This is a genomic window from Sedimenticola thiotaurini (assembly GCF_001007875.1).
Lineage (GTDB): Bacteria > Pseudomonadota > Gammaproteobacteria > Chromatiales > Chromatiaceae > Sedimenticola > Sedimenticola thiotaurini.
This window is the reverse complement of the sequence record NZ_CP011412.1, coordinates 2342457-2368936: the sequence shown is the minus strand read 5'-3', so window position 1 is coordinate 2368936 and position 26480 is coordinate 2342457. Positions and strand designations below refer to the sequence as shown.

23 protein-coding genes are annotated in these 26480 nt (G+C 56.8%); 10 read left to right on the top strand and 13 right to left on the bottom strand.

What is annotated here, in order from left to right; all coding sequences use genetic code 11:
- Positions 1-3 precede the first annotated feature (3 nt).
- From AAY24_RS10845 to AAY24_RS10830, 4 genes are all read right to left on the bottom strand, one after another.
- Positions 4-804 (bottom strand): substrate-binding periplasmic protein, encoded by an 801-nt coding sequence (locus AAY24_RS10845; RefSeq protein WP_082117117.1) that lies wholly within the window; start codon positions 802-804, stop codon positions 4-6.
- A 116-nt stretch (positions 805-920) separates the two neighbouring features.
- Positions 921-1415, bottom strand: coding sequence for a ribonuclease E activity regulator RraA (gene rraA / locus AAY24_RS10840; RefSeq protein ID WP_046859692.1), 495 nt, complete (start codon positions 1413-1415; stop codon positions 921-923).
- 73 nt (positions 1416-1488) lie between these two features.
- On the bottom strand, positions 1489-2799 hold the full coding sequence (gene aceA, locus AAY24_RS10835; protein ID WP_046859691.1) for an isocitrate lyase: 1311 nt from the start codon (positions 2797-2799) through the stop codon (positions 1489-1491).
- 97 nt (positions 2800-2896) lie between these two features.
- On the bottom strand, positions 2897-4492 hold the full coding sequence (locus tag AAY24_RS10830) for a malate synthase (RefSeq protein ID WP_052761194.1): 1596 nt from the start codon (positions 4490-4492) through the stop codon (positions 2897-2899).
- Between the two features lie 251 nt (positions 4493-4743).
- On the opposite strand from AAY24_RS10830, the gene aceK reads away from it, so the two are divergent.
- The gene (gene aceK, locus AAY24_RS10825; RefSeq protein ID WP_046859690.1) at positions 4744-6498 is read left to right on the top strand and encodes a bifunctional isocitrate dehydrogenase kinase/phosphatase; all 1755 of its coding nucleotides are present in this window, start codon (positions 4744-4746) and stop codon (positions 6496-6498) included.
- Positions 6499-6574: 76 nt separating this feature from the next.
- Here aceK and AAY24_RS10820 read toward each other — a convergent pair whose 3' ends face one another.
- The 3 genes from AAY24_RS10820 to AAY24_RS10810 all read right to left on the bottom strand — a co-directional run bounded on the left by AAY24_RS10820 (position 6575) and on the right by AAY24_RS10810 (position 9381).
- Complete coding sequence (locus AAY24_RS10820) at positions 6575-7759, bottom strand: pyridoxal-phosphate-dependent aminotransferase family protein (RefSeq protein ID WP_046859689.1); 1185 nt, start codon at positions 7757-7759, stop codon at positions 6575-6577.
- Positions 7760-7928: 169 nt separating this feature from the next.
- A complete protein-coding gene (locus AAY24_RS10815; RefSeq protein ID WP_052761193.1) occupies positions 7929-8636 on the bottom strand; it encodes a type 1 glutamine amidotransferase in 708 nt (235 codons plus the stop codon).
- A 406-nt stretch (positions 8637-9042) separates the two neighbouring features.
- Positions 9043-9381, bottom strand: coding sequence for a metalloregulator ArsR/SmtB family transcription factor (locus AAY24_RS10810; RefSeq protein WP_046859688.1), 339 nt, complete (start codon positions 9379-9381; stop codon positions 9043-9045).
- A gap of 437 nt (positions 9382-9818) precedes the next feature.
- Between AAY24_RS10810 and AAY24_RS10805 the strand changes: the two genes are divergently transcribed.
- Genes AAY24_RS10805 through AAY24_RS10770 form a run of 8 tightly spaced genes read left to right on the top strand, consistent with a single transcriptional unit; the run spans position 9819 to position 16923 of the window.
- Entirely contained in the window at positions 9819-12002 is a 2184-nt protein-coding gene (locus AAY24_RS10805) for a TonB-dependent receptor (protein ID WP_052761192.1), read from the top strand.
- A gap of 11 nt (positions 12003-12013) precedes the next feature.
- Positions 12014-12841 carry a hypothetical protein gene (locus AAY24_RS10800; RefSeq protein ID WP_046859687.1) on the top strand — a complete coding sequence of 276 codons (828 nt, stop codon included), beginning with the start codon at positions 12014-12016 and terminating at the stop codon, positions 12839-12841.
- Positions 12838-13890: a 4Fe-4S binding protein gene (locus AAY24_RS10795; RefSeq protein WP_046859686.1), complete on the top strand. Its 1053-nt coding sequence runs from the start codon at positions 12838-12840 to the stop codon at positions 13888-13890. The genes AAY24_RS10800 and AAY24_RS10795 overlap by 4 nt, the downstream gene beginning before the upstream one ends.
- Positions 13887-14591, top strand: coding sequence for a sulfite exporter TauE/SafE family protein (locus AAY24_RS10790; protein WP_046859685.1), 705 nt, complete (start codon positions 13887-13889; stop codon positions 14589-14591). Before AAY24_RS10795 ends, AAY24_RS10790 begins: the two co-directional genes overlap by 4 nt.
- Positions 14588-15250 (top strand): MotA/TolQ/ExbB proton channel family protein, encoded by a 663-nt coding sequence (locus AAY24_RS10785; protein ID WP_046859684.1) that lies wholly within the window; start codon positions 14588-14590, stop codon positions 15248-15250. The genes AAY24_RS10790 and AAY24_RS10785 overlap by 4 nt, the downstream gene beginning before the upstream one ends.
- Complete coding sequence (locus tag AAY24_RS10780; RefSeq protein WP_046859683.1) at positions 15240-15641, top strand: ExbD/TolR family protein; 402 nt, start codon at positions 15240-15242, stop codon at positions 15639-15641. The genes AAY24_RS10785 and AAY24_RS10780 overlap by 11 nt, the downstream gene beginning before the upstream one ends.
- A complete protein-coding gene (locus AAY24_RS10775; protein WP_052761191.1) occupies positions 15638-16345 on the top strand; it encodes an energy transducer TonB in 708 nt (235 codons plus the stop codon). The genes AAY24_RS10780 and AAY24_RS10775 overlap by 4 nt, the downstream gene beginning before the upstream one ends.
- Before the next feature lie 2 nt (positions 16346-16347).
- Positions 16348-16923, top strand: coding sequence for a TlpA family protein disulfide reductase (locus AAY24_RS10770; RefSeq protein WP_082117115.1), 576 nt, complete (start codon positions 16348-16350; stop codon positions 16921-16923).
- Positions 16924-16954: 31 nt separating this feature from the next.
- On the opposite strand, the gene AAY24_RS10765 is transcribed toward AAY24_RS10770, so the two are convergent.
- The 5 genes from AAY24_RS10765 to AAY24_RS10745 form a co-directional block, all read right to left on the bottom strand.
- Entirely contained in the window at positions 16955-17623 is a 669-nt protein-coding gene (locus tag AAY24_RS10765; protein WP_046859682.1) for a hypothetical protein, read from the bottom strand.
- Between the two features lie 66 nt (positions 17624-17689).
- The gene (locus AAY24_RS10760) at positions 17690-18562 is read right to left on the bottom strand and encodes a haloalkane dehalogenase (RefSeq protein WP_046859681.1); all 873 of its coding nucleotides are present in this window, start codon (positions 18560-18562) and stop codon (positions 17690-17692) included.
- A 59-nt stretch (positions 18563-18621) separates the two neighbouring features.
- On the bottom strand, positions 18622-21084 hold the full coding sequence (gene torA, locus AAY24_RS10755; RefSeq protein ID WP_046859680.1) for a trimethylamine-N-oxide reductase TorA: 2463 nt from the start codon (positions 21082-21084) through the stop codon (positions 18622-18624).
- 171 nt (positions 21085-21255) lie between these two features.
- Complete coding sequence (torD, locus tag AAY24_RS10750) at positions 21256-21933, bottom strand: molecular chaperone TorD (RefSeq protein WP_046859679.1); 678 nt, start codon at positions 21931-21933, stop codon at positions 21256-21258.
- The gene (locus AAY24_RS10745) at positions 21926-23104 is read right to left on the bottom strand and encodes a NapC/NirT family cytochrome c (RefSeq protein WP_046859678.1); all 1179 of its coding nucleotides are present in this window, start codon (positions 23102-23104) and stop codon (positions 21926-21928) included. The genes torD and AAY24_RS10745 overlap by 8 nt, the downstream gene beginning before the upstream one ends.
- 167 nt (positions 23105-23271) lie before the next feature.
- Here AAY24_RS10745 and torR point away from each other — a divergent pair, with 167 nt between their 5' ends.
- Positions 23272-23979 carry a two-component system response regulator TorR gene (torR, locus tag AAY24_RS10740; protein WP_046861223.1) on the top strand — a complete coding sequence of 236 codons (708 nt, stop codon included), beginning with the start codon at positions 23272-23274 and terminating at the stop codon, positions 23977-23979.
- 24 nt (positions 23980-24003) lie between these two features.
- Here torR and AAY24_RS10735 read toward each other — a convergent pair whose 3' ends face one another.
- Positions 24004-26376 carry an ATP-binding protein gene (locus tag AAY24_RS10735; protein ID WP_046859677.1) on the bottom strand — a complete coding sequence of 791 codons (2373 nt, stop codon included), beginning with the start codon at positions 26374-26376 and terminating at the stop codon, positions 24004-24006.
- Positions 26377-26480 lie beyond the last annotated feature (104 nt).

Below are 26480 nucleotides of genomic sequence, written 5' to 3'. Positions count from 1 at the left end.
GGCTCAGGGTGCGTTTGTCAGATAGTCGCCCATGATGCGTGTGAAGGTGCCGTCGGTTTTTATCTGTGCAAAAGTGTCCAGGTAGGCCTGCTTCAGTTCGGCCGGAAACGCCCGGGAGAAGGCGATATAGATGTCGACGGAGAAGACCGGCTCACTGTAGGTGATCGGTTCGGTGACGAACTGTTCCCGCATCGAGTAGGATGCCAGGTCGCGGGCGGTAAACCAGGCGTCCACCCGGCCAGCCCGCAGCATGCGGATAGGGATGGGTGCGGCGCTGGTGGTGATGATCAGGTTGGTGAAACCGTGCTGGCGCAGATACTGTTCAAACGGACTGTTCTGCTGCACCGCAATGGCGCCCTGTTGGCGGGCCGAGTCCAGGTCCAGTTGCCGACCGTTCAGCGTCACGAAGACCGGCGTCAGAGGGGCGACTTTAATCGCCCAGTCGAAATCCGCCTCCCGTTCAGGGGTGCGGGCGAGAGGAAAGATGACGTGATTCGGTGACACCAGGGCGTTGCGGTATGCCCTTGGCCAGGGCAGGAACCGCACCGGTCGATTGGTGCCCAGGCGTCGCTCGATCTCCCGCACCAGTTCCACCATGAAGCCTTGCTGTCGCCCCTCCTGGATGCTGAAAGGGAGCAGATGGGCGGTGACCAGGGTGATGTTACTGCCTTCCGCTGGCGCCGAACTCTGGGCTGTGGAGGAGGCGCTGACAATCCCGCAGGCTATCAGGTTGAGCAGGCAGGCCAGCAAGGTGGCGTGCATTCCCCGCCCCTTCTTCAGGTGCTTAGGTATGGTAAAACTCATCGTACGATTGGTTGCGGGACCGTTTGCAGGATCCTCTCTTCAAACAGATACCAAGAGTTTAGTGTCAGCAGGTTAAAGTTGCTATAGGGATTTGTCTGCACACCGGTCAGCCCGGGTTACTCCCCGGCCGGCAAGACCACCACGCCATCTTCATCCGCATACAACCAGTCGCCTGGGCGGAAGGTTACCTGGGCAAAAGTCACCGGCAGATCGGTCTCGCCGGCCCCTTTCCTGATACTCTTTTTGGGGATGGTGGCCAGTGCCTTGACGCCGATCGGCATCTCACCGATCTCCCGGGCATCCCGGATGCAGCCATACATCAGTATGCCGGCCCAGCCATTGTCGACGCCTTTCTGCGCCAGCAGATCCCCCAGCATGGCGCAGCGCGTGGAGCCACCGGCATCCACTACCAGGACCCGGCCTTCGCCGGGTTGGCCCAGCCGTTCTTTGACCCGGGAGTTGTCTTCATGGCACTTGATGGTGACAATCCGGCCGCTGAAGCGGATGTGGCCGCCGTAGTCCCGGAAGATCGGTTCGCAGACCTGGATGTCGGTCTCATGTTCGTCATAGATATCGGCGGTCTTTTCCAGAGAAGTGGGTGCCTGGGTCATCTTTTTCTCCTCCTGTTACAAAAAACGGCCACACCCTTGCGGATGTGACCGGTTGTGCCGTCAGTTCCGGTAATTAACCCTCGAACTGCTCTTCTTCCGTGGAGCCGGTCAGCGCTGTCACCGAAGAGGCGCCACCCTGAATGGTGGTGGTCACGTCGTCGAAGTAACCGACACCCACTTCCTGCTGGTGGGAGACGAAGGTGTAACCCTTTTCGCGGGCTGCGAACTCGGGCTCCTGGACCTTCTCCACATAGTGTTTCATACCTTCGCCGCGGGCGTAGTCATAGGCCAGGTCGAACATGTTGTACCACATGTTGTGGATACCGGCCAAAGTGATGAACTGGTACTTGTAGCCCATGTCGGAGAGCTCATCCTGGAACTTGGCGATGGTGGCGTCGTCCAGGTTCTTCTTCCAGTTGAACGAGGGCGAGCAGTTGTAGGCCAGCAGTTTACCCGGGTTCTTCTCCAGTACCGCCTGGGCAAATTCGCGGGCGAAACCGAGATCGGGTGTACCGGTTTCACACCAGACCAGATCCGCGTAGGGGGCGTAGGCGATACCGCGGGAGATAGCCTGCTCCAGGCCGTTCTTCACGTTATAGAAGCCTTCCGGGGTACGCTCACCGGTGACAAAGGGTTTGTCATTGGGATCGAAATCGGAGGTCAGCAGGGTGGCCGCCTCGGCATCGGTACGGGCCAGCAGCAGGGTGGGAACACCGCACACATCCGCTGCCAGGCGGGCAGCGATCAGCTTCTGTACCGCTTCCTGGGTCGGAACCAGCACCTTGCCGCCCATGTGCCCGCACTTTTTGACCGCTGCCAGCTGGTCTTCGAAGTGCACACCGGCAGCGCCGGCGGAGATCATGTTCTTCATCAGTTCGAAGGCGTTCAGAACACCGCCAAAGCCGGCCTCGGCATCTGCCACGATGGGCAGGAAGTAGTCGATATAGCCTTCGTCACCGGGGCCGATCTCCCGGGCCCACTGGATCTCGTCGGCACGCTTGAAGGCGTTATTGATACGCCGCACCATGGTGGGTACCGAGTCATAAGCGTACAGCGACTGGTCCGGATACATGGTTTCGGAGGTGTTGCCATCGGCCGCTACCTGCCAGCCGGAGAGGTAGATTGCCTCGATGCCCGCTTTTGCCTGCTGCATTGCCTGACCGCCGGTGATGGCGCCCATGCAGTTCACATACCCTTTCTTGGCGCTGCCGTGGACCAGATCCCACAGCTTGTCGGCACCGCGCTTGGCATAGGTAAATTCGGGCTGCACCGATCCGCGCAGACGGACGACGTCTTCAGCAGAGTAGCCGCGTTTAACGGTTTTCCAGCGGGGGTTCTCTGCCCAATCTTTTTCCAAGGCTTCGATCTGTTGTTTACGGTTCATAGAACAATCTCCTTCAGTATTGCAGTCATCAAACCTCCTCCGTTCAATCATCCCTCCGGTAGAAGGGGGGATCAATGGTATTGGCTATGCGGTTAAATCAGGCCAGCTTATGGTATGCGGGCAGTGTAAGAAACTCGATAAAATGGTTTGTGTCGACCAGTTCGCCCAGCAGTTCCGCTGCTGTCGAGTAGTGGTCGGTTGTCAGGGCCGGTTCGCCGATCTCCTGTCGTACCCGCTCCAACTCCTGGGAGAGTTTTTGCTGAAACAGCTCGATCGTGATCTCCTGGCCATCCTCCAAAATCCCCCGCGGGTGTTGTATCCATTGCCAGATCTGGGCTCGGGCGATCTCGGCAGAGGCGGCATCTTCCAGGCAATGGTTGATCATTACGGTCCCCTGTCCACCCAACCAGCCGGCCAGGTAGTGCAGCGCCAGGCTGATATTGTCACCGAAGCCGGACGCGGTGATCGTTCCTTGCGCTGGCTGCAACAGGTCGGCTTCACTGACGGCTGATTCAGTCGGGCGGCGATCAGCCCGCGACGGACAGCGCTCCAGTTGGCGGTTGGCCAGGCTCACCAGGCCGGGATGGGTCACCCGGACAGCGTCGTACCCTTCGGTCAGTGGCTGTGCCAGATCGGCTTCCAGCCGTTTCACCGCGTCGCTGTCTGCCTCGGCGGGCATTGCTGCGGCAATGGCGCAGGTTGCATGGGCACCGCGCTGATAGCAGGTTTCAAGCAACAGGCGTGAACAGGCCTGTACAAAACCGCTATCTACAGTTATCTGCTTGTGCTCCGGGAGCACCCGGGCAGGGTCGGCCTGGAATCGCTTGATGAAACTGAAGATGTAGTTACGACGACCAAAGTCTAGACCAAGTGCGTAATCCCGCAAGGCGTAAAGCATCTCGTCCATCTCGAAGGCCGCCGGCAGGGTTTCGATGGCTACGGTGCAGCAGATGTCGCCATGGTTCAGGCCCAGGCTCTCTTCGGTGTAGGCGAACAGATCACTCCAAAGCTGTGCCTCGATATAGCTCTCCAGCTTAGGCAGGTGGAAACTGGGCGTCGCGCCCTGTTCCAGCAGTTGCAGGCCGTTGTGGAACATGAACAGGCCAAAATCAAACAGGCTGGCGGAGACCGGATTACCGTTCACTTGCAGATGGGTCTCACTGAGATGCCAGCCGCGGGGCCGCATGCTCAGGGCGATTCTGCTGGAGTCCGACCCCCGATCCTGTCCGTTGCCGGCGTCCGGGCGATCGAAGTCGCCGCGCACAGCATCATACAGGTTAAGCTGGCCCTCGAGTGTGCCGTTCCAGGTGGGTGCGTGGCTATCCTCGAAGTCCATGACGAAACAGCTGGCGCCGGACTGGAAGGCGCTCATCACGCTCTGTTGATCCACCGGGCCGACGATCTCCACCCGCCGCCCTCGCAAATCGGCCGGGGTCTGCTTTACCCGCCACGCGGTGCGCCGGAGCTCCGCGGTTTCCGGCCGGAATGCGGGCAGTTCGCCTTCATTGAAACGACGCTGCCGATCTGCCCGCAGCCCCAGTAGTTGCTGGCGGCGCTGACCAAAACGCTGCTCCAGGTCGGCAACAAAACGGAGCGCCTCTGGCGTCAGAATCCGTTCCTGACCCTCTGCCAGTGGCGCATTGACCCGAATGCGCTGACCGGTGCTTGCGGTGCTGAATTGAGCGGCTGTCATCTCTGGTATCTCCCAGGCTGCCTCATCGGTAAATACCCGAAACTCAGGTAAAACCCTAATAATAACAAGCAAATAGATCTGTGAACCGGATAGAGCATACGCAATTGTGCAGTATTAGGAACGATAAATACTTTAATCCTTTGTATTGAAATTCTTTATGCTGCAACGCGGAAGAAAATAGGGTAGTAATAAATATTTAATGTGGCATGCTCCTTATAAACCGGCGCCACAACTGAGAGGAGTATGGGTAAATGAGAGACCTTGCACAGCAGTTGGCCAGAACCATCTTCACCGGCTTTGAGCGTCACTTCTCCTTTTTTCAGGAGATTACCAGCCAGGTGCGGCAGAGTTTTGAGCAGGCTGACTGGGAAGCGATCCGCCAGGCATCGGTGGATCGGATCAGCTTTTACGACCGCCGGGTGCAGGAGGCGATCAGCAAGGTACGCTCCACGTTCGATGTTTCCCAGGTGGATGATGCCCTGTGGCAGCAGGTGAAGAGTCAGTACCAGCAGTACCTGGTCAACTACCGACGTCCGGAGCTGGCGGAGACCTTCTATAACTCGGTCTTCTGCAAGATGTTTGACCGTCAGTATTTCGATAACGACAAGATCTTTATCGAATCGGGCGTGGACCGGGAGGCGCTGACCCGGCGTGACCGGGTTTTCATGTCCTTTTACCTGAAGGATGGCGGACTGGAGACCTGTTTGCGGGAGATATTGTCCGCTTTTTACTTCCGTATACCCTATCAGGATATTGAGCGGGACATCGGCCATGTGGCCAACGCCTTCCGTACCCGCTCCCCATTCGGCAAACGGCCCGACGAGGCGCTGCGTATCGACGTATTGGAGGCGCCCTTTTATCGCAACAAGGCGGCTTACCTGATTGGCCGGGTGGTCAGTGGTGATGAGGTGCAGCCGCTGGTGATGCCGCTGCTCAACTATCAGGGGACCATCTTTGTCGATACCCTGCTCACTGGCCAGGAGGAGGTGGAGGCGCTGTTCAGTTTTGCCCGCGCCTATTTTATGGCGAACAACTCCATTCCCGCCGCCACGGTCTGTTTCCTGCAATCCATCATGCCCAACAAGCCGCTGGCGGAGCTTTACATGAGCATCGGATTCCACAAGCAGGCCAAGAATGAGTTCTACCGGGACCTGTTGCACCACCTGGACAACAGTAACGACCGCTTCATTGTTGCTCCGGGCGTCCGGGGGCTGGTGATGATGGTGTTTACCCTGCCCTCTTATCCCTTTGTCTTCAAGGTGATCCGGGATCGTTTCGCGCCGCAGAAGAATATCACCCACGAGCAGGTGAAGGCGCGCTACCTGCAGGTTAAGTTGCACGATCGGGTAGGGCGCATGGCCGATACCCTGGAGTTCTCGAAAACCGCCTTTCCCCGTGATCGCATCGCCCCGGAGCTGATGGCGGAGCTGGAGGATTCGATACCCTCCCAGCTGGAGATGGACGGGGATAACGTCATTATCGACCACCTCTATATCGAGAACCGGATGACGCCATTGGATATCTGCCTGGCTGAAAGCCCGCCGCAGATACAGCGGGCCATGCTGGACGACTGGGGATTGGCCATCAAACAGCTGATGGCGGCGGATATCTTTCCCGGCGATCTGCTGTTCAAGAACTTCGGGGTGACCCAGCAGGGTAAGGTGGTGTTCTACGACTATGACGAGATCACCCGGATGACCGAGTGCAATTTCCGGCAGATCCCGCCACCCCGCACACCGGAGGATGAGATGAGCAGCGAGCCCTGGTATTCAGTGGCCGATGACGATGTGTTTCCTGAAGAGTTTCTCACTTTCCTGAGCGCCAGTCCGCTGATTCGCAAGACCTTGCTGGAGTTGCATCCGGAGCTGTTTGACGCCCACTACTGGCGGGAGCGGCAGCTGGATATCGGTCGCGGCATCCATGCAGACGTATTTCCCTATCCGCAAGATATCCGTTTTATCAATCTGCATCGGGAGGCGTTCGAGAAATCCGCCGCCACCGGTTGAACCCCTGGCGGTGAAGGGCCGGGCCACCGCCACCCCGGGTTTATGCCCCGGGGTGTGGTGAGCCGGCTGGGGTTTGTCAGGCCTGGGCCAGCGCCTTTTGCATGGCTGGAATGGCCACCCCCTGGCTGATATCGGCACCCATCTCCGACAGTATCGCTTCCAGGGAGCTGATGCAGAGCAGGATGTTTTCGGCACGGCTGGCGTGACCCATGAGGCCGATCCGCCACACCTTGCCGGCCAGGGCGCCCAGTCCCGCGCCGATCTCCAGGTTGTATTCGTTAAGCAGACGGCTGCGCACAGCCCCGTCATCCACGCCCTCCGGGATGGAGACGGCATTCAACTGGGGTAACCGATCCCCTTCGTTGACGATGAAGGTGAGGCCCATCGCCTCCAGCCCGGCCCGCAGCGCCAGGTGATTCTTCTGGTGTCGTGCCCAGGCGTTCTCGAGTCCCTCCTCCTGCAGCATCAGCAGTGCTTCATGCAGACCGTACAGCGCATTGATGGGTGCCGTGTGGTGATAGGCGCGCTTGGCGCCGCCACCCCAGTAACCCATCACTAGGTTCAGGTCCATGAACCAGCTCTGGACCTTCTGCTTCCGGTTGCGGATCTTCTCAAGGGCCCGCTCATTGAAGCTGACCGGTGACAGACCAGGGGTGCAGGAGAGGCACTTCTGGGTGCCGGAGTAGATGGCGTCGATCTCCCACTCGTCCACCTTGATCGGCGTGCCGCCCAGGGAAGTGACGGCGTCGACAATGGTCAGACAGTCATACTGGTGGGCCAGTTTTACCAGGGTCTCGGCATCCGACTGGGCGCCGGTGGATGTCTCAGCATGTACAAAGGCCACGATACAGGCCTCCGGATTGGCCTTCAGGGCAGTCTCCAGCTTGTCCGGGTCAACCGCCTCTCCCCAGGTGTCTTCAACCATGATGGGGATACCGCCGCAACGCTCCACGTTCTCCTTCATGCGGCCGCCAAACACGCCGTTCTGACAGACGATGACCTGATCACCGGGCTCCACCAGATTGGCGAAGCAGGTCTCCATCCCGGCGGATCCGGGGGCCGATACCGGCATGGTCAGTTCATTTTTGGTCTGGAATGCGTACTGCAACAGCGTCTTCACCTCCTCCATCATCTGGATGAAGGCGGGGTCCAGGTGGCCGATGGTGGGCCGGGACATCGCTTCCAGAATGCGCGGATGGACATCGGAAGGGCCGGGGCCCATCAGGGTGCGGACAGGGGGATTGAATGGACGAAATTGCATAGCTGTAATCCTGGCTGGTGATTAAAAAAACATTGAATCAAGTAACGATATTCAAAGGGTTATCGTTCATGGACTCTATAAATTGGAATTGAGAATATGCCGCATTCTAACCGAAACTGCCGCGGGCGGAAGCCCCGCCCGATTAAAGTGTCCTTGCAGTTTATCGGGATTAGGCCCCGGTGACAGACTGGCTGACCCACCAGTCGAACAGCTTGTCGGATATCTGTCGCATGGCCGCCAGTTTCTGCGGCAGATCCTGCAGGATGGCATCCCGGTCCTGGCGGCAGATAGTGGGCTTTTCGACGCAGGTTTCGAATTGAGCTACCCAGTCGCGTACGATCTGGTCGGTCACTTCAGGATGAAACTGCACCGCCAGGCAGCTCTTATAGAGGAACCCCTGGTTGCCAATGCAGCCGCCGCTAAACATCGGGATGGCGCCGTTTGGCAGGGTAAAGGTCTCCTCATGCCACTCGAAGGCGGTGAACTGTTCCGGCATGGAGAGATCGACAAAGAGTTCCTGGCACTGTTGAGTGGTTGTCACCGGGTGCCAGCCGATCTGCATGGCCGGGGCGGTAAATACCAAGCCGCCAAATGCCTTGCTGATCAACTGACTGCCAAAACAGATACCGAGTACCGGAATGGCTCGCTCCACACAGTGGCGTACCAACGCTATCTCTTGGTGGATCCACGCCAGATCACTGTTCACGCTCAGCGGTGCACCCAGGAGCGCCAGGCCGGCAATCTGCTCGGGATCGGGCAGGGGGTCGCTCGATTCCACACAGAAGCGTTGATAGGGGAGGTCGCGCTGTTCCAGATACTCACACAGGTAGTCGGGATGACTACTGGCGACGTGACTGATGATGAGCAACGGTTTCATTAAACTGACAACATCTTCTCTGCTAAACAAAACCCGGAGCAGGGCGGACTGGTGTACAGCTTGTCTGACCCGTCGGAAAATAACAACCCGCTGACCTGTAGATAAGGCCTGCTGAAGCATCGCCATGGCCGGTACGCCATTTGGGACAGTTCTGTTGGATTTGGTTCCGGCCCTGTAATCAACGCTCCCCGATTTTCTTGATCGGTCTGTATCGACAGGATCGGTTGATCAGGTTGCGACTTGACAGGCAACGGAAGGATTCAGGTTGTTCTGATAAATGTCAGTTGCACCTGATACTATTGTCTGGAGCAGATCTGTGTTTCAGTCTTAACAATCTTTTTATATATTCGATTAAACATATATATAAGAATCTTTTACTGAAGCAGGACTCAGGGTGTACGGGATTTCAGTAATCTCTTTTTAGAATACTTTCAAGGCGCTGCATATCTTCCGTATAGGGCTTGTAGTTGGCGCAGCCATCAAACAGGTTGTTCAACGCGCGACTGGCCCAGGTGGGGAGCTCAGGATTTATACGGTAGTAGATCCATGTTCCATCCCGTCTGTTATTGATAATCCCTGCGCTTCGCAACACTTTCAGGTGGCGTGAGACTTTTGGCTGGTTGGTGTCGATACCTTCCACCAAATCAAAAACACACAGCTCACTGTACTGATTCAGCAGGTAAATAATGCGCAGGCGTGTCTGATCATGGACGGCGTTAATCAACTGGTGCGGAGAAATTTTCATGCCTCATTATATATCCCTAAACATATATATGATCAACTGATTCTCAAGGTTATGAGGTCTGAATTGAAGGCTGTGAAGGAATCATAAATGTCAATTGTTTTTGGATGTCCGACCACTGGAGAAACGCGTTGACAATGCCGTTTGCGGCGCACAAAAACAGTCTGTTGACCGATACGGTGAGGGAATTAACGCACAACTTCTGACAGCAAAAAACCGCCGCTTTTAATAACCATGTGATTATTAAGTAATTATTAATAAATTTCCTTTTTTTCTGTAGGCAATAGTCCAGAACTGTCCAGCGCTAGGTCATACAATCTGGCCGTACAAATTAAAGGGAATTTCTTCAACACAGCTATCAGGAGTTTCGTGTGTTGAGGGCGATCCAGTTGTCCACTCAGCACGTCCCTTTATCAAAACTGTCAGGTTGGAATGTAGTTATGCCTACCATCAAACATAGCAGTATGCTGTTTTCAACGCTCACCACTTCCCTGCTCATATTCAACAACGGTCTGTTGGCCGCCGATGGCGAATACGCTGAATCGATACAGGCCTCCGATGAGACGGTGGATACCATCAGTGTCACCGCTTCCCGGATCGCTCGCGGTACCAAGGAGGTACCTGCCGCCATCAGTGTGATCGATGCCAAGCGCATTGACGCCGAACAGATGCAGAATATCAAGGATGCGATCCGGGGTACTCCGGGTGTGTTGATCGAATCCAAAAGCGGCGGTTATGACTCACGTCTGATTATTCGGGGTGCCGGACAGAAAGCCAATTACGGGGTGCGTGAGATCATGGTGATACGGGATGGCGTACCCATGACCGATCCCGACAGCTTCTCCCGGTTTGATTTTATCGATACCCAGGATATCGAACGTATTGAAATTACCAAGGGACCCGGTTCGCTGTACGGCAGTGGCTCCTCCGGTGGCACCATTCAGATTATCTCCAAGTCGGTATTTGATGTGGATGGTAACCGGGTCAAACTCGGTATCGGCAACGAGGGGCAGGAGAACCTCCATTTCCGTTACAGCCAGGATATCAACGACAGTAACAGTGTCTTACTGACCGGTTCCCATCGCGCATCTGACAACAGCTGGCGTGACTGGAATAGGTTTGATACCCAGCAGCTGAGCCTGAAGCATGGCCTGATGCTGGACAGCGGCGCCACGCTTGAGACTGAGTTGAGCTACTCCCAGGCGGACTTGCAGTTACCCGCCAAACTGACCGACAGTGAATTCCAGACCTACCGGAATAGCGGTGAACAACACAACACCAGCAGCCAGTGGCAAAACAGTGGGCGTTACTCCACCATCTGGTTCTTTAATAGCCGTTATGAACAGGAGTTCGGCAACCTGACGTTCAAGCCAAGGTTCTATTTCAACCGCTGGGATCATTTTCATCCGGTGACCGGGGCGATCAACGACAATCCCGGTACCAATGTGTTCGGTACCGACCTGGAGTTTGCCTACAACCACAACCTGATGGGTGAAAGTACCCTGGTGGGCGGCGTGACGGCGCGACTGGACAAGACTGAGAATTCCAAGAAGTATCAGTACGCCGATGTCGACACGGTATGGGTTGATCCAGACGGACCCTTTGGACCGAGCGGCTTTGTTAACCAAATCGTACGTACCAACTCCGATCGGAAGGGTGCACTGCTGTCCACCGAGGACGCATCAAACAGCCTGTTCGGGCTGTTCCTGCAGGAGACCGTGCGGCCGACTGATCGGTTGACTATCGATGCCGGTTTCCGCTACGACCGGATGAATTTCGATATCGACCAGACCGAGTACGGCGAATACAGCTGGTCGACCGGGAGTTACGATATGTTTGGTGCGCCGGTATTCACCAACACCGATACCTCCTTTGATCTCTTCTCGCCCAAGCTGGGTGCCACCTATGCGCTGAACAATATCTACAGCGTCTACGGCATGGTGGCCCAATCCGGCCAGGTGCCGTCCGAGTCGGAGATCCAGAGCAACCCCAACCTGGATGCGGCCACCGCGCGGAATATCGAGGTGGGCCTGAAGGCGCGGGCCAAGGAGTGGAATCTGGATCTGTCGTTCTACAGAACCACGGTTACTGACGAGATCGTCTCGGTACTCCAGGGTGGTACGACCGAGTTTCAGAATGCCGGCGAGACGCTGAAGAATGGATTTGAACTGAGCGGTAATCTGGCTCTCGGCAAGCACCTCTGGCTTGGTGTGAGTTACGCCTACAGCGACTACCAGTTTGAGGATTTCAAAGAGGTGGTCGGTTACGGGTCCTCCAAGACTGTCGTGGATCGGTCAGGCAATCAGACTCCCTTTGTGCCCCGGCATCAGTACAGCCTGAGTCTCGACTACAACCATCCGTCCGGTTTCATGGCCCGCATCCAGGCGGATACCTGGGGTGAGTATTACATGGACAATGCCAACACCGAAAAATATGACGGTTACAGCTTCCTTACCAGCCTGATGCTGGGTTACGAGACGGGTCCCCATAAAGTCTCATTGAACGTGGATAACCTGTTCGATAAGCGCTATGCCACCGAAGTTACAAAAGACACTCAGGGCGACAAGTCTTACAGTGCGGGTTCGCCCCGTACCGCCATGCTGAACTACACCTACAGCTTTTAACAGGAGGCGGCATGATCTGGTTCAATAATCGTTTAATCGTGCTGCTGTTCGGCCTGTTGCTGCTGGTTGGCAATGGGGTTGTTCCGGCGGCCGGCCAAGCCGAACACGGCGTGGCCGGTGGAGGTAAGAAGCCGGCTGCACCGGCTATGCATCACCGGGCGCCGAAGCGTTTGTCCCTGTCCAATGGGGAGGGGGCGGAGATTACGCTCTGGAAGCCGGATCTGAGCAAGCGCGCGCTTGAGCCCAAGATGGGCGTGATCACCCTGCCACCCACCGGGGTGGATAACTACCACGCCATCGTGGTGGAGAAGAATTGGGGGAATTCGGTGGATGCGATTGTTCGCTACGAGTACCTGTTCGGGAAACCCAGTGGCGAGAGTCCGGTGAAACTGCTGGCAGCGCAAAAAACGCCACTGGAGATCGTCCCGGATCCACTGCCCCGGGAGCATCACCGCTACTACGCACGGGCCGAAGTGGCATTTGTGGTGCGTTACAAGGACCAACTGCTGGCCGATCAGCAGGTAGAGCTTCGCACCGGTAACGGCAGTTCTCTGCGGGGGGTGTCGGACGATCAGGGACGGGTGGTGTTCCGGATACCGGATGACTTCCCCAATATCGTCCCCGGTGACCGGGATCGGCGCACAGCGGACCTCAGTTTTCATACCACCTATGAAACAGCGGGTATTCGCTATGACACGACTTTGAGCGCCGAATACCGGGTCTCTCCCGAGCACTGGCAATCCAAGCCCTGGGGCATTGCTGTGGCCGGAGTCGGGTTCCTGTTCGGTGGCTTGATAACCCGTCGGGCCGCTCGCGGAAAAAAGGGGGTATGGAAATGAATCCGTTGAAAAACCTCTCTGTTATCCGAAAGCTGGTTCAGTTGGTTACCTTTGTGCTGCTGGTTTATGGCAGCAGCCTGGGCACTTTCTACCTGGCGGATAAAATCAGCGGTGCCTTGCCGGCACTGAGTTGTGCTTACGATATGAACGGTTCGGATATCTGTGTGTTGATCCCGTTTCAACACCAGATGGATCATCGCCTCGGGACGGTGATCAGCGCGGGTGGCGATCTGCTGATGGGGGTGATGCCGACCCTGATCAGCCTGGGCATATTCCTGCTGCTGTTCGTGTTTTTGAACAAAGCGTTCTGCGGCTGGATCTGCCCCTTGGGTACCTTCCAGGAGTGGATCCAGATCCTGGGGCAGAAGTTGGGTCTGCAGCGGATCGAGTCGGTTGATGCCGCTGTGGTACAGAAGACCCGGCCGGTCAAATGGGCCATTCTGGGCCTGCTGGTATTTGGCTTCCCGCTGCTGACCGGTCTGGGTTACGTCAACCATGATCTGGGTGACACATTCTGCCGGATCTGCCCGAGCCGGATTCTCACCACCCTGGCCAATGGGGATGCCGGGCAACTGGTGGTGGATAGTGCCAATACCACCACCATTGTCCTGTCCCTTCTGGCGGACTTCCTGTTTGGACTGATGATTGCGCTGGCGCTGACCGTCCGCCAGCCGTTCTGCCGTATCTGCCCCATGCTGGCGCTCCATGCAGTGTTCAGAAAACTGGGACTGCTGCGGCTGGTCAAGCAGGCATCGCCACGCTGCGAGAAGTGCGGGCTCTGCGCCAAGGCGTGCCCGATGGATATCCGGGAGATTCACACCGAGATGGTGAAGAGCGATGTCACCTTCGAGGACTGTACCCTGTGTGGCCGTTGCGTGGAGTTCTGTCCCGATAAGGGTGTGCTGCAGCTGAAATACGCCATGTTCCCGCTATTCAGGGCCGATCCTCAATACTTCAAGGTTCGTAAAAAGGCCCAGACCCAGTGGGAGAAAAACACGCTGCGGTTGCTCTGGTCGAAAATGAAACCGGGAGGAGTCCGTGACTCATGATGCCCCTGGAACCGGTTGTGCTGAGCTTCAGCGCCGTGCTGTTGCTCGGCCTGGGATTTGGAGCTGGCCCCTGTAATATCGCCTGCCTGCCCTACCTGGGTCCGGTATTTGTGGCTACCGGTGAGGGTATTCGCGGCGCCTGGCGCATCCTGTTGCCGTTTTCCGCCGGTCGCCTGACAGGTTACGCCCTGTTGGGTGCTTTCTCCGGGTTTCTCGGCCTGGTGGTGCAGGACTGGCTCACTGCACCCTGGGTACGCTGGGTCCTGGGTGGGGCCACCATCATGGTGGCGCTCTCCCTGCTGTGGCGGCGGTATAGATACCAGGCCGTTTGTGGCGCCAATAGAAGGCGTGAAATCCAGGCTGTTGTGGCTCCACCCGTGCCCGGGGAGAAAGTATCGCTGTTGCCTGGCGGACTGTTTTTTATGGGTGCCGGCATGGCCCTGAACCCCTGTGCCCCGCTCTCCATGGTGATACTGGCAGCCGCCACAACGGGTAGCGCAAAAGCGGGTATGATGCTAGGGTTCGGCTTCGGAATCGGTGCAGTATTGGTACCGACCGTCATCTTTTCATTAGGTGTCGCCCATTTCGGTCAGCAGTTGACACAGCACATGGCTCGCTGGGGTAATTCACTGGAAAATGCCAGTATCACGCTGTTGATCATTATGGGTATGGGCACAGTATTGGGGTGGATTGCACCATGAATATGGCCGAACTATTAACCAAGGGCGGGCCGGTTGTCTGGATACTGGTCGGCTACTCCGCTATCGGCCTGGCTATTGTGCTGGAGCGGTCGTTGCTCTTTGCGCGGCAGCACAAACTTCCCCGGTCGTTGCAGGAGAATCTTGGGAACCTGTTGAATCAGCCGGATAAGCTGAGTCAGGCGGGCGCCAGGCCGGGGCCTGAATACCGTATTGTGAATGCAATTCTGCAGGCGGATGCCCACGACGTGGAAGATCTGCGCAGTGTCGGCAACCGTGTGCGCAGTGATGAACTGCAACGGATGGAGTTCGGGCTTCGTACCCTGGGCATTCTGGGCAACACCGCACCGCTGCTCGGCCTGCTGGGTACCATCACCGGCATGATCAAAGCTTTCATGGTAATTGAGCAGGCAGGAGGCAAAGTGGATGCCCAGGCCCTCGCCGGTGGTATCTGGGAAGCGATGATTACCACCGGGGTCGGCCTGGCGGTCGCTATCCCCCTGCTGATCCTGTTGCACTTCCTGGAGGGTGCCGTGGAGCGGCGCAATCAGAATATGGAGACCACCATCGCCCTTCTGCTGGAGCGGGAAGGAAAGTCGCAGGGCTATCAGGACAGCGCAGAGCAGCCGCATCAATGGGAAGGAATAACGGATGGGGTCTAAACCCAGACGACACTCCAATGTGGTGCTGAACCTGACGCCACTGATCGATATCGTGTTCCTGCTGCTGGTGTTTTTCATGTTGACGGCCCACTTCATCGAGGAGGAGCGGATCGACATCAAGCTGCCGACCGCCAGCAGTAGCGACGCGATGGAGGAAGATAAGTACGTGACAGTAACCCTGACACCGGAAGGACAACTGCTGGTGGATGGCGCTGAGACCGAGATGGCGGAGCTGGAAGAGGTGTTACGGGGGGCACTCCATTCACCGGGCAAAAGTCTTGTACGCCTGAAAGGTGACCAACAGGCCGATTTTGGCATGGCGGTGCAGATTATTGATGCGGCCCGCCTGGCCGGTGCCGACGCCCTGGATATTCAAACCGAGAAGCCGTGATAGCGCGGGATATCAACTGGCGCCTGTTCGCCATCTGCTGTTCTATTGTCATCCATCTACTGGTCATTATGGATAGTTGGCAGAGTCAGGTGATCAGTGCGCCGGAAAAAATTGCCAAGGCTGATCCCACCCCGGTACGTATAAGCTTTCCGGAACCAAAGCCTGAAGTTGTGCCGGTAGAACCGGAGCCAATACCCGAACCGGAGCCGGTAGTTAAACCGGAACCCAAGCCTGAGCCGAAGCCGATACCGAAGCCCAAGCCCAAGCCTAAGCCGAAACCCAAGCCTAAGCCGAAACCTAAGCCCAAGCCCAAGCCAGAGCCGCAAAAGGTGATTGAGCAGCCTCGGGTGGTGGAGCAGAAGTTGCCGCCGCTGCCGGAGAAGACCGAGCCGGTGGTGCCCCGGCAGCCCAACCTGTCTGAATTAAAGGATCGCTATATTGCCCAGCTGCTGCGGCATATTGAAAAGTACAAGCACTATCCGCTACCGGCCCGGCGTCGGGGTATCGAGGGGCTGGTGAAAGTGACTTTCACCCTGGCTGAACAGGGGCGCATCCAGGGTCTGCAGGTGGGTGGCGGGCATAGTCTGCTCAACAAGGCGACCCAGCGTGCCCTGAAAAACGCCTTGCCACTGCCGGCCTCGCCGGAATCCCTCAGCCTGCCGATCAAAATCAGTTTTAATCTGAAATACACCCTGGCCCGGTAGTCATGGCTACGCTCTGTCAGATCAAAGCACCCGGCCCGAATCGCCAGAGGTATCCGCTGGCGCGGCAGGTCCGGAAGCCATCCTGTGTCAGCTACCCGGGACGTTGGATTTTACTGCTCGGCTGCCTGCTGCTGGCCGGGCTGGCAAGCGCCGGCGAGCAGTCACTGCATGATCTGCAGGGCAAGCCCCGTTCACTGGTGGAGTTTGAAGGGAAGTGGCGGCTGTTCAATTACTGGGCGACCTGGTGCACCCCCTGTCTGGAGGAGATACCGGAGCTGGTCCGGTTTCATGCCCGGCATAAGGATCGGGATGCGGTTGTGATCGGTATCAACATGGAACAGCTGGATGGGGAGGCGTTAGCCTTTTTTATCCGGGAGCTCGCCATTAACTACCCGATCTGGATCTCCCCGCCTACCCAACAGAGTGCACTGGGCGCAATCCCTGGATTGCCCACCTCCTTTCTTGTCTCACCCCAGGGCGAGGTCGTGGCTCGTCAGGTGGGGGTGGTTTCGGCCCGGATGATTGAACGCTTTATTGAGCGTCAGGGCAGCCGGAAGGTTGAGCCGTCACACCCCTAGCCATGGGTGAACAGAGCAGCCCGGTCAATGTCTAGTTGCTTGCCTGGTTGTCGATCGTGTCCCGGGCGTGGTGCTGAAGATATTTGAGAATCAGTTGCTGGTCATCTTTCGGCAAGCCGGTGCGTGGCCCCATCACCTTGAGTAGTGCACCCCACTGGTTGGCGGTGTACTTGTCGGGGATACGCCGTTGATGACAAACCGTGCAGCGGGTAGCAAACAGATCCCAGGCCGCACTCCAGATGCTATCCAGGTCGTCGGTAATCGCCTGGTCCTGGATCCAGCCTTCAAACACCGCCTCTGTCCAGGTGAGCCCGGTATCCCCATCGGTCTGGCTGGTGAGTTCGCGCAGTTCCGCCGCCGCGGAACGGCCGAGTACCAGGGTAAAGATCCGTTTGCCCGGCAGTGCATACAGTACCCGTTTGGCTCCCTCCTGGTACCAGCCTTTCAATGATACCCGAAGCCAGCCCGGCTTCCGGTCCAGTACCCGCAGCGGGGATGCCACAAACAGACGACCGACGGGCTTGTCGCTTTTATCGGGTTGCAGACGGACTTTTACTGTTCTGTTGGTAAAGAATGGTTTGGCCCCTTCGGCTGTGGTCAACAGCGGGGTGAATTGCAGTGTGATGGCGATAATAAAAATTAAAAAAAAAGGTCTCGGGATTACCCGGAACAGTGGATCATGATGTTGAATGACGTTCATCGGAACCGAGACCTTGAGGGTTAAACGCTCATGAAAAGTGAATCGTGTTACTTGGTAAACTGTTAATTAAATCCATTCGGCAATCGCCTTTCCGATTTCGTCCGGTGAATCCTCCTGTACATAGTGGGCACCCTTGACCGCCACTTCGGTCTGATTGGGCAGGGATTGACAGAACTCCAGTACTTTTCCGGTGACCATCATTCCGGGTTCAACCCGAAACAGCAGTTTCCGAACCGGCGACTGCTGCAGCCATTCACAATTGGCCTCCAGTGCGGCAGTCACATCCGCCGGTTCCCCCTCGATCGGAATCTGTCGAGGCCAGGTCAACGTGGGACGACGGCCCTCTCCCGGTTCCAGGTAGGGTTTGCGGTAAGCGGCGCGCTCTTCCTCACCGAGTTCCCGGATTACCGCCATGGGGATAACCTGTTCCACGAACATGTTGTCTTCCAGGCACATCTTTTCGCCGACGCCTTCTGTACGGAACCCCTTGAACGCCTCAATGGCTGACTCAGGCATCAGTTCCCAGGTCAGGGGCATGGTCATCGCTTCCATGTAGGCGATCCCTTTTACCTGATCGGCGTGATTGCGGGCCCAGTCAAACCCCAGTGCACCGCCCCAGTCATGCAGAACCAGGGTGACATCGTTCCCCAAGTCAAGTGCATCGAGCAGGCCAAACAGATACTTGCGGTGATCGGCGTAGGTGTAGCTGTCAGGTCCGGAGTCCGGCAACTTGCCGGAATCACCCATGCCCACCAGGTCCGGTGCGATACAGCGTCGGGATCCTTGCAGATAGGGGATTACGTTGCGCCAGATATAGGAGCAGGTCGGGTTGCCATGCAGAAATACCACCGGCGAGCCTTCGCCTTCATCCACATAAGCCATGGGTACGCCATGGATCGTTTGGTACTTGCGTTCAAAAGGATCTTTTGCACTTGGCATTGTTTTTCCTCGGTTGAAAAAGGTGGGCCCGAATGCCCACCTCAAAGTGGAGCGTGGGTTCAGGCTCCTTTCGGGGCGTCAAACACGGTCACTTCCGGCAGGGTGCCGGTGAACTTCTCCACGTCGGCCAGTCCGGTATGACCGCAGTTGCCCTGGGCCAGTTTGGAGGTACCCAGGCCCGGGGTCAGGCAGTTGACGTCACCATAGGCGTCCAGTGAGCCGGGTTTGCCACCTTCAACCGGGTTGTACCAGCCCCCCTCGTAGAGCCGGATAACGCCGGGCCGGGTGTCCTCACTGATGATTGCGCCGGCCAGAACCTGACCGCGATCATTGAAGACCCTTACCACGTCACCGTCTTTGATACCCCGCGCTGCTGCATCCTGGGGATTGATGACACAGGGCTCACGTCCGGCCACCGCATAGCTCTCCCGCAGCACCGTACCGCACAACTGGGAGTGCAGACGATCATTGGGGTGTGACGAATTGATGTGGAGCGGGTACTTGGCACCAGGACCATTCAGGCGTTCGATCGGCTCCATCCAGGTCGGGTGGGGAGGACAATCGTCGTAGTTCATCTTCTCGATATTTTTCGAATAGATCTCGATCTTGCCGGTCGGGGTACCCAGGGGCTCCAACAGGGGATCTTCACGATAATCACCATAGCGGACAAACTGTTTCGCCTCGTCAGAGATCGGGAATACGGCCACACCCTCTTTCCAGAAGCTTTCAAAGTCCGGAACATCCATCTGCTGGGCCTGACCCTGTTTCTCAGCTTCGCTATAGAAGGACTGGATCCACTCCAGCTCGCTCTTGCCTTCGGTGAAGGCTTCCCGGTTACCCAGGCGCTCGGCAATGTCGGCAAAGATGTCGTAGTCATTGCGGGCTTCGAAAACCGGATCGATCACTTTCTTCATGGCCAGGATCGCCTTCAGTGAGTAGTCACCGATGTGTTCGATATCGTTACGCTCATAGGATGAAGTGGCGGGCAGCACGATGTCGGCGAAGCGGGCAGTCGCGGTCCATTGGAAATCCTGAACCACCACCGTCTCCAGTTTCTGCCACGCCTTGATCATGCGGTTGCGATCCTGGTGATGGGCGAACGGATTACCACCGACCCAGTAGGCCAGTTTTGCATTGGGATACTTGGCCCGTTTGCCGTTGAAGTCGAAGTCACCACCCGGGTTCTCCAGCATCTCGACCACGCGGGAGACCGGAATGTTGGCAGCGCCGGCATTACTCAGCCATGCGGCCCCTTCAACAGCCTGGCCGCCGTCGGTGATGCCCGGCAAAATCGGGCTGGTTGCGGACGGGCAGCCGCCGCAGGAGTAGTGGTAGCTGAGACCGAAGCCACCACCCGGCAGGCCGATCTGGCCCAGCATGGAAGCCAGTGTTACCAGCATCCAGTGGGACTGTTCGCCATGGTGCTGACGCTGAATTGACCAGCCGCTGGCCAGCATGGTGCGACCTTCCGTGAACAGGTTGGCGAGGGATTTAATCTGTTCTGCGGGAACTTCACAGATGTTAGCGGCCCACTCGGCGGACTTGGGAGTGCCGTCGGTCTCACCCATCAGGTAGGGCAGGAATTTGTCAAAGCCGAAGGTGTACTCGTCAAGGAAATCGGCGTCGTGTTTACCTTCCACATAGAGGGTATGGGCGACACCCAGCATCAGCGCGGTATCGGTATGGGGACGGATGGGGATCCACTCGGCGTTGAAGAACTTGGCAGTCTCGGTCTTGAACGGGTCGATGCAGATCACCTTCTTACCGGTATCCTTGAACTCCTGCAGATAGGTGTAGGTGTCGTGATCGGCCACGGTCCAGCTGATCTGGTTGGTCTTAACCGGATCGGCGCCCCAGAACACCAGGGTATCGGTATGCTCGACCACCACGGGCCAGACCGTCTGCTGTTCGTAAACTTCCAGCGTACCCATAACGTGGGGCATGATCACCTGGGAGGCGGCAGTTGAATAATCGCCGGTGCTGTTGACGAAGCCGCCATTCAGGCCAACGTTGAGTGCCCGCCGCAGCAGACTCTGGCAGTTGTGCAGTTTGCCGGAGCTCTTCCAGCCATAGGAGCCGGCATAGACGCCTTCCGGTCCATAGGTCTTGTTGACCCGTTTCAGTTCGTTCGCCACCAGGTCGAGAGCCTTGTCCCAGGAGACGCGGACAAAGTCGCCGGCGCCCCGCTCTTCAACCGCAGCGCCTGGACCCTTCTCCAGGAAAGCACGCCGCACCATCGGATACTTGATGCGCGAGGCGGAATAGACCGAATCCATAACGCCTTTCAGCTGGTGCGAGGGATGGGGATCCCCTTCCCAGGGTTTGACGCCGACCCAGCGGCCATCCTTGACCTCAGCCCGGAAAGCGCCCCAGTGAGAACCGGTGAGCACTTCGCCATTGGCTGCGGCATAGGCGGCCCCTGACATCAGCAGGGATGGTGAGATCGCCCCAAGCGCGCCAATTGCCGATACGCTCTTCAGAAAATCACGGCGTGATATATGATTCGAACGGGATGATGACATGGTCAATTCTCCTTTTCCATTTAGCCAAAGCGGGGCTTCTCACGAGATGCTTCCGCCTGATATCTACTGTTTATTCAAAAGTCTGTTCTTGTATATCAGCCGAAGGTAAATACCGTACCTATGGGTAATGAACAGGCTGTATAAGTTTGTAAACCAACGATGAATGACGGCTCAGTCACCACTTTCGATCGCCGCCAGCCAGGCCCGGTCCCGGGCCAGGTACTGCACCGTGGCCCGGGCCAGGTTGGCGTAGAAATCACCCTTGTCGTTGAGAATACAGTCGTCCCTGAAAGCCGGTGTCCAGTTCAGCAGATGGCGATCGATAAAGTTCATCTGCTGCTCAATCAGCTCAGCTCCCGCAACCCCGTCCTCAAGGTTGGCGCTGACACTTTTATCCGCCAACTGCGCCATGACGCTCAGCTGGATGGCGATATGATCCGGCGGCTCTTTCAGTTCGCTCACTACGGAGAGATCCAGTTCCCGGAGTACCGCATCCATCTCGGTCGTGCTCTGTTGAAAAAGCATCCCGCTTTTATCGCTATAGGCCGACTGGTAGGGCGGTGCCGAGTACCGCCCGCCAACGCCAAGAAACAGGTAAGCGAAGTGGGTGGCAAGATCCAGGGCAGCTGACTGGAACTGGTCCGGCTGTTCCGTGAGCTTTCGGATGGTGCCGATCACCGGGGCGAAGCATGGCTCCGCGGCCAAGGCGTTCAATGCCACCTGCCCCTCGGTGCCGGCATAGTTTTCCAGCATCTCCGGGGTCAACTCGTTGGAGTAGAGCCCGGCCAGCCAGCGATAAGCCATGGGGCGATCAATCGCCGGCAGGGCAGAAACCGTTTCCTTACCCATGGTATTTGCCTCCACTGGTATCCTGGGCATTGAACTGCAGGTACTTCTGCAGGAACCGATACTGCTCCTTGTCCAGGGAGATGAACCGCTTCATCGCCTTCAGGGTGCCGATCCACTGGTTGGCCAGGGAGTGCTCGGGTGCCGGTGTTGAGTGACAGACACTGCAGCTGGCGCTGAACATCTCTTTTCCGTAGGCCAGCAACTTGCCTTTATTGGCCAGTAACTTGCCCTTCGGTACCCAGACATCCAGGCTGACCTGGTGCCAGGTGAGTTCGGTGTCAGTGTCCAGTTCGGTCTTGTGGATCACCACCTTGTCGCGAATCTTCTTACCCAGTGCTGCCGAAAAGATGCGCTTGCCCTGCAGGGCATAGATGAGTCCACCCACCTTGTCCTGTTGCCAGCCATCGATTCTTACTTTGAGCAGATCGCCTTTGCGTTCCAGTACGCTCACTTCCGTCAGGCCCAGCAGGCGTCCATCCGGCTTCTTGCCATTGGCGGCCTGTTCCTCGGTGCTGAAAAAGGACTGGGTCTCCACGGTGTACAGGGTGTCGGCCTTGGCTTCCTCTTTCTTGGCCAGGGCCTGTAACTCCTCGTACATCGCCTTGTATCCCTGGGACATGTCAGGTAGCTTGTGGGCAATACCTTTATGGCAGGCGATACAGGTCTCGCCGTTCTCCCGGCCCTTCTTCATCTGCTTGACCGATTTTTCCTGCTGCTTGGTCGGATCCATGGCCTCCCAGGAGTGACAGTTGCGGCATTCCCGGGAATCGGTTGCTTCCATGGCCGCCCAGACGTTCTGGGCCAGTTCCAGCCGCTTGGCTTCGAACTTCTCCTTAGTGTCGATGCTGCCGACCAGCTTGTGATAGATCTCGGCGGATGCCTTGATCTTGCGGATTACTTTTGGACCCCACTCCTTGGGGACATGGCAATCGGAACAGATGGCCCGTACACCGCTGCGGTTGGTGTAGTGCACGGTCTTCTTGTACTCCTGGTAGACCGTATTCTCCATTTCATGACAGGAGATACAGAACTCCAGGTCATTGGTCGCTTCCATGACAGTATGGAAGCCGCCCCAGCCGATAATGCCTACGACAATACCCAAGGTCAGGAGCAGGCCAAGTGAGTATTTGGCAGAAGGTTTTCGTAAGACCTTCCAGAATTTAACTAACATTTTTTCCTCCTGGGAATCTCGCGTGGATAACAAAGAAATCGAGACTGTCCCAAATGCTAGAAAGGGGGTGTAAATGCCGTTATCCTAGGCGATGAATGGCCTGTAGAAGTTTGTGAACAGGTTGTAAACGTTCAGCAGTGTTCCGCTTTAATTTCCAGGGGGTGGCAGTGGCCGGTAAGAATCATATTCTTGTCGTTGAGGATGATGCGACCAGCCGGGTGACGCTTTCCAGCTATTTCGAGAAGGAGGGTTATCGGGTTACCGAGGCGGTGGATGGGGAGCAGATGCGTGCCGCTTTTGCCAAAGGTGATGTGGACCTGATCATGCTGGATATACGCCTCCCCGGTGAAGATGGACTGACCCTGTTAAGGGAGCTGCGTCAGCAGTCCACGGTGGGCGTGATCATGGTGACCGGCAAGTCGGATGAGGTTGACCGGATTGTGGCGCTGGAGATGGGGGCGGACGATTATGTCACCAAGCCGTTCAATCCCCGTGAGCTGCTGGTGCGTGCCAAGAACCTGCTGGCCAGAATCAACGCCGCCCGGATGGCGAAAAGTGATGAGCGGATTAAAAAGTTCTCCGGCTGGTCACTGAACATGAACACCCGCAGCCTGGAATCACCAGAGGGAGAGGATGTGCGTCTGACCCGTGGTGAGTTTGAGTTGCTCTCCGCCCTGGTCAACAATCCCAACCGCGTCATGTCCCGGGATAATCTGCTGGACTACACCAGTAACCGGGATTGGGCACCCAATGACCGGACGGTAGACGTACTGATCGGCCGCATCCGGCGCAAGATTGAACCCGACCCCCACGCTCCGTCCATGATTATCACGGTACACGGTGTCGGTTATGTATTTGCCGGAGCCGGTGAATAAAGCGATCCGGACCCTCTTCACTACTCAGGCGACATGATCTGACAAGACGTTCTCCCACCCCTCCTGCAGTAGTCGTAGCGACTGTCGGAAGTTGGTTTCAAGTGCCTGGTAGATTGCCAGGGATCTATCCTGATTCTGCTCGTTGGCGGCGATCTCCAGTTGCTTGGCCAGGTCGGCGGCGTGAACCAGGCCGACGTTGCCGACGGCGCTTTTCAAGCTGTGGGCCTGGTCAGCCACGTCTGCATATGCCCTGTTGTCCAACGCCTGTCGCAGTGTCTCGATGGTTTGGGGGGCTGTATCCATAAAGGCTGTGATGATTCGGGTGGCAGGCTGCGGACCCAGCAGTTCCAGGTGCTGCTGCATCACTTTGGGATCAATAAGCGGATAGGTTTTCTGTTGCGGTTTGTTGGTGATGCGTGCAACACCGGCATGTTCCGACAGGCAGTCGCTGATGGCGCTTTCCATATCTTCCGGTGTGAACGGTTTACCCAGAAAACCGTTTGCACCTGCCACAAAACACTTCTCCACTTCACTGCGAATCACATTGGCGCTAAGTACAATGATGGGTGTGCGGGCACACAACTTGTCCCTGGAAGCGCGAATCGCACGGACCGCATCCAGGCCGCTCATGCCCGGCAGGCGGATATCCATCAGGATAAGTTCAAATGGCCTCTCAGCCAGCTGATCGAGGGCATCTTCGGCACTGCCGGCTCTGAATACATTATGGCCCTGGCGTTTCAGAAAACCTTCGGCGACCAGCATGTTGACTTCATTGTCCTCAACCAGCAGGACATCCAGGGAGCGCGGTTTCCAGACTTGTGAAATCACTTCCCCGGAAGATGACTGGGGTTTGCCTTCATGTAACGGAACTTCAAACGTAAAGATACTGCCCTGACCGGTGTTGCTGCAGGTGATGGTCCCGTCCATGGCAGTCACCAGTTTTTTGCAGATTGCCAGTCCCAGGCCGGTGCCACCATAGAGACGCGTAATGGAGGCGTTCTCCTGGGTGAAGGGTTCGAACAGGTGGTCAATCTTCTCTTCTGATACACCAATCCCGGTATCGATGACATTGAAACGAACCATCGGCTTATCGCTTTCCTGGTTACACTGCACTTCCATCGTGACCGAGCCGGACGGCGTGAATTTGACCGCGTTACTGGCCAGGTTCAGGAGCACCTGGCGGATTTTTCCCGGATCGCCCAGCAGGAAACAGGGCACTTCTTCAGATAGCGATAAACCGAATTCCAGTCCTTTCTTGGTGGCGGCGGGGGCGACCAGTTCGGCCACCTGTTCCATCACCTCGCACAGGTTGAAGTCGACCGTTTCCAGGGTCAGCACACCGGCTTCGATCTTGGAGTAATCGAGAATGTCATTCAGAACAGCCATGAGCACCTCGCCCGACGAGGTGATCTTCTCCAGGTAATCCATCTGGTCCTGGGATAACGGGGTGTCCATCAACAGGTTGGCCATGCCGAGAATGCCGTTGATGGGGGTGCGGATCTCATGACTCATGGTGGCCAGGAAAGACGACTTCATTTTGCTGGCGGCTTCGGCCAGTTCATTGGCGCGTTTGTAGGCGGCCACGTTATTCAGGATCATCACCGTGCCGAGAAATTTGTCGCTTACATCCAGCATACGCTGAACCCGCACTTCAAATTCCTGCATACCATCTTTGGTCTTGAGTGCGATTTCAAATTTATCCGATTCACCGATGTGGGCTTTCAGAAAGTCCACCTGGTTCTCAATGGAGTGCTTCTGATCTGCACCATAATAGAGTGCGCCGGGATCCCGATTGCCCACAAACAACTCATGGGCGGCATGATTCATGTTCTGGATGGCACCTTCATCGTCCAGCAGAATGACCGGGTCTTTAAGGCTTTCAAATATGGTCAGGTACTTGTTTTTCTCATTGGCCAGAGCGCGGTTGCGCTCCTGTGTCTCGGCCAGTTTTTTACTCTCGGTGGCATTGGTCCATTCGGAGCAGAAACCCAGCTCAATCAGATCGAAAAAACGTTCAATGAACAGTCGATAACGCTCCTTTTCCTCGCTGGGAAGCCGATCTTCCATGACCAGGTCGACGTAGGTTTGACGATAGTATTTATTCAGTCCCAGAAACAGCTGTAAGGTTACTCCCCGTGCCCGGTGCTGAATGGCCTGTTGCACGCCAAAGGTGGTAATCGGGTTTTTGGTGAAGTCTGTACCGGCGTGCAGGTCCGGTAAGTTCCCGAAAATGGTCAGGGCATCGATCAGGGGCGCGGAGAGTCCCTGGATCGAGGCCCGCCAGGCCTCCTTCAGGGTCGAGGTGAATTGGGTATAGCCGTGCTTCTTGGCATAGAACAGTACCCGCTCAATCAGCCAGTCTTCGTTGTCGGCAATCAGTGTCTGGAGTTTTTTCATCGGTTACTCTCCACAGTGAATGGATATCCGTATCCAGAATTTACGGGTGGCGACAGATGGGTGTTCTACCGCTAGAGCACTACCCGGTCGGGTGTTGCAGGTCA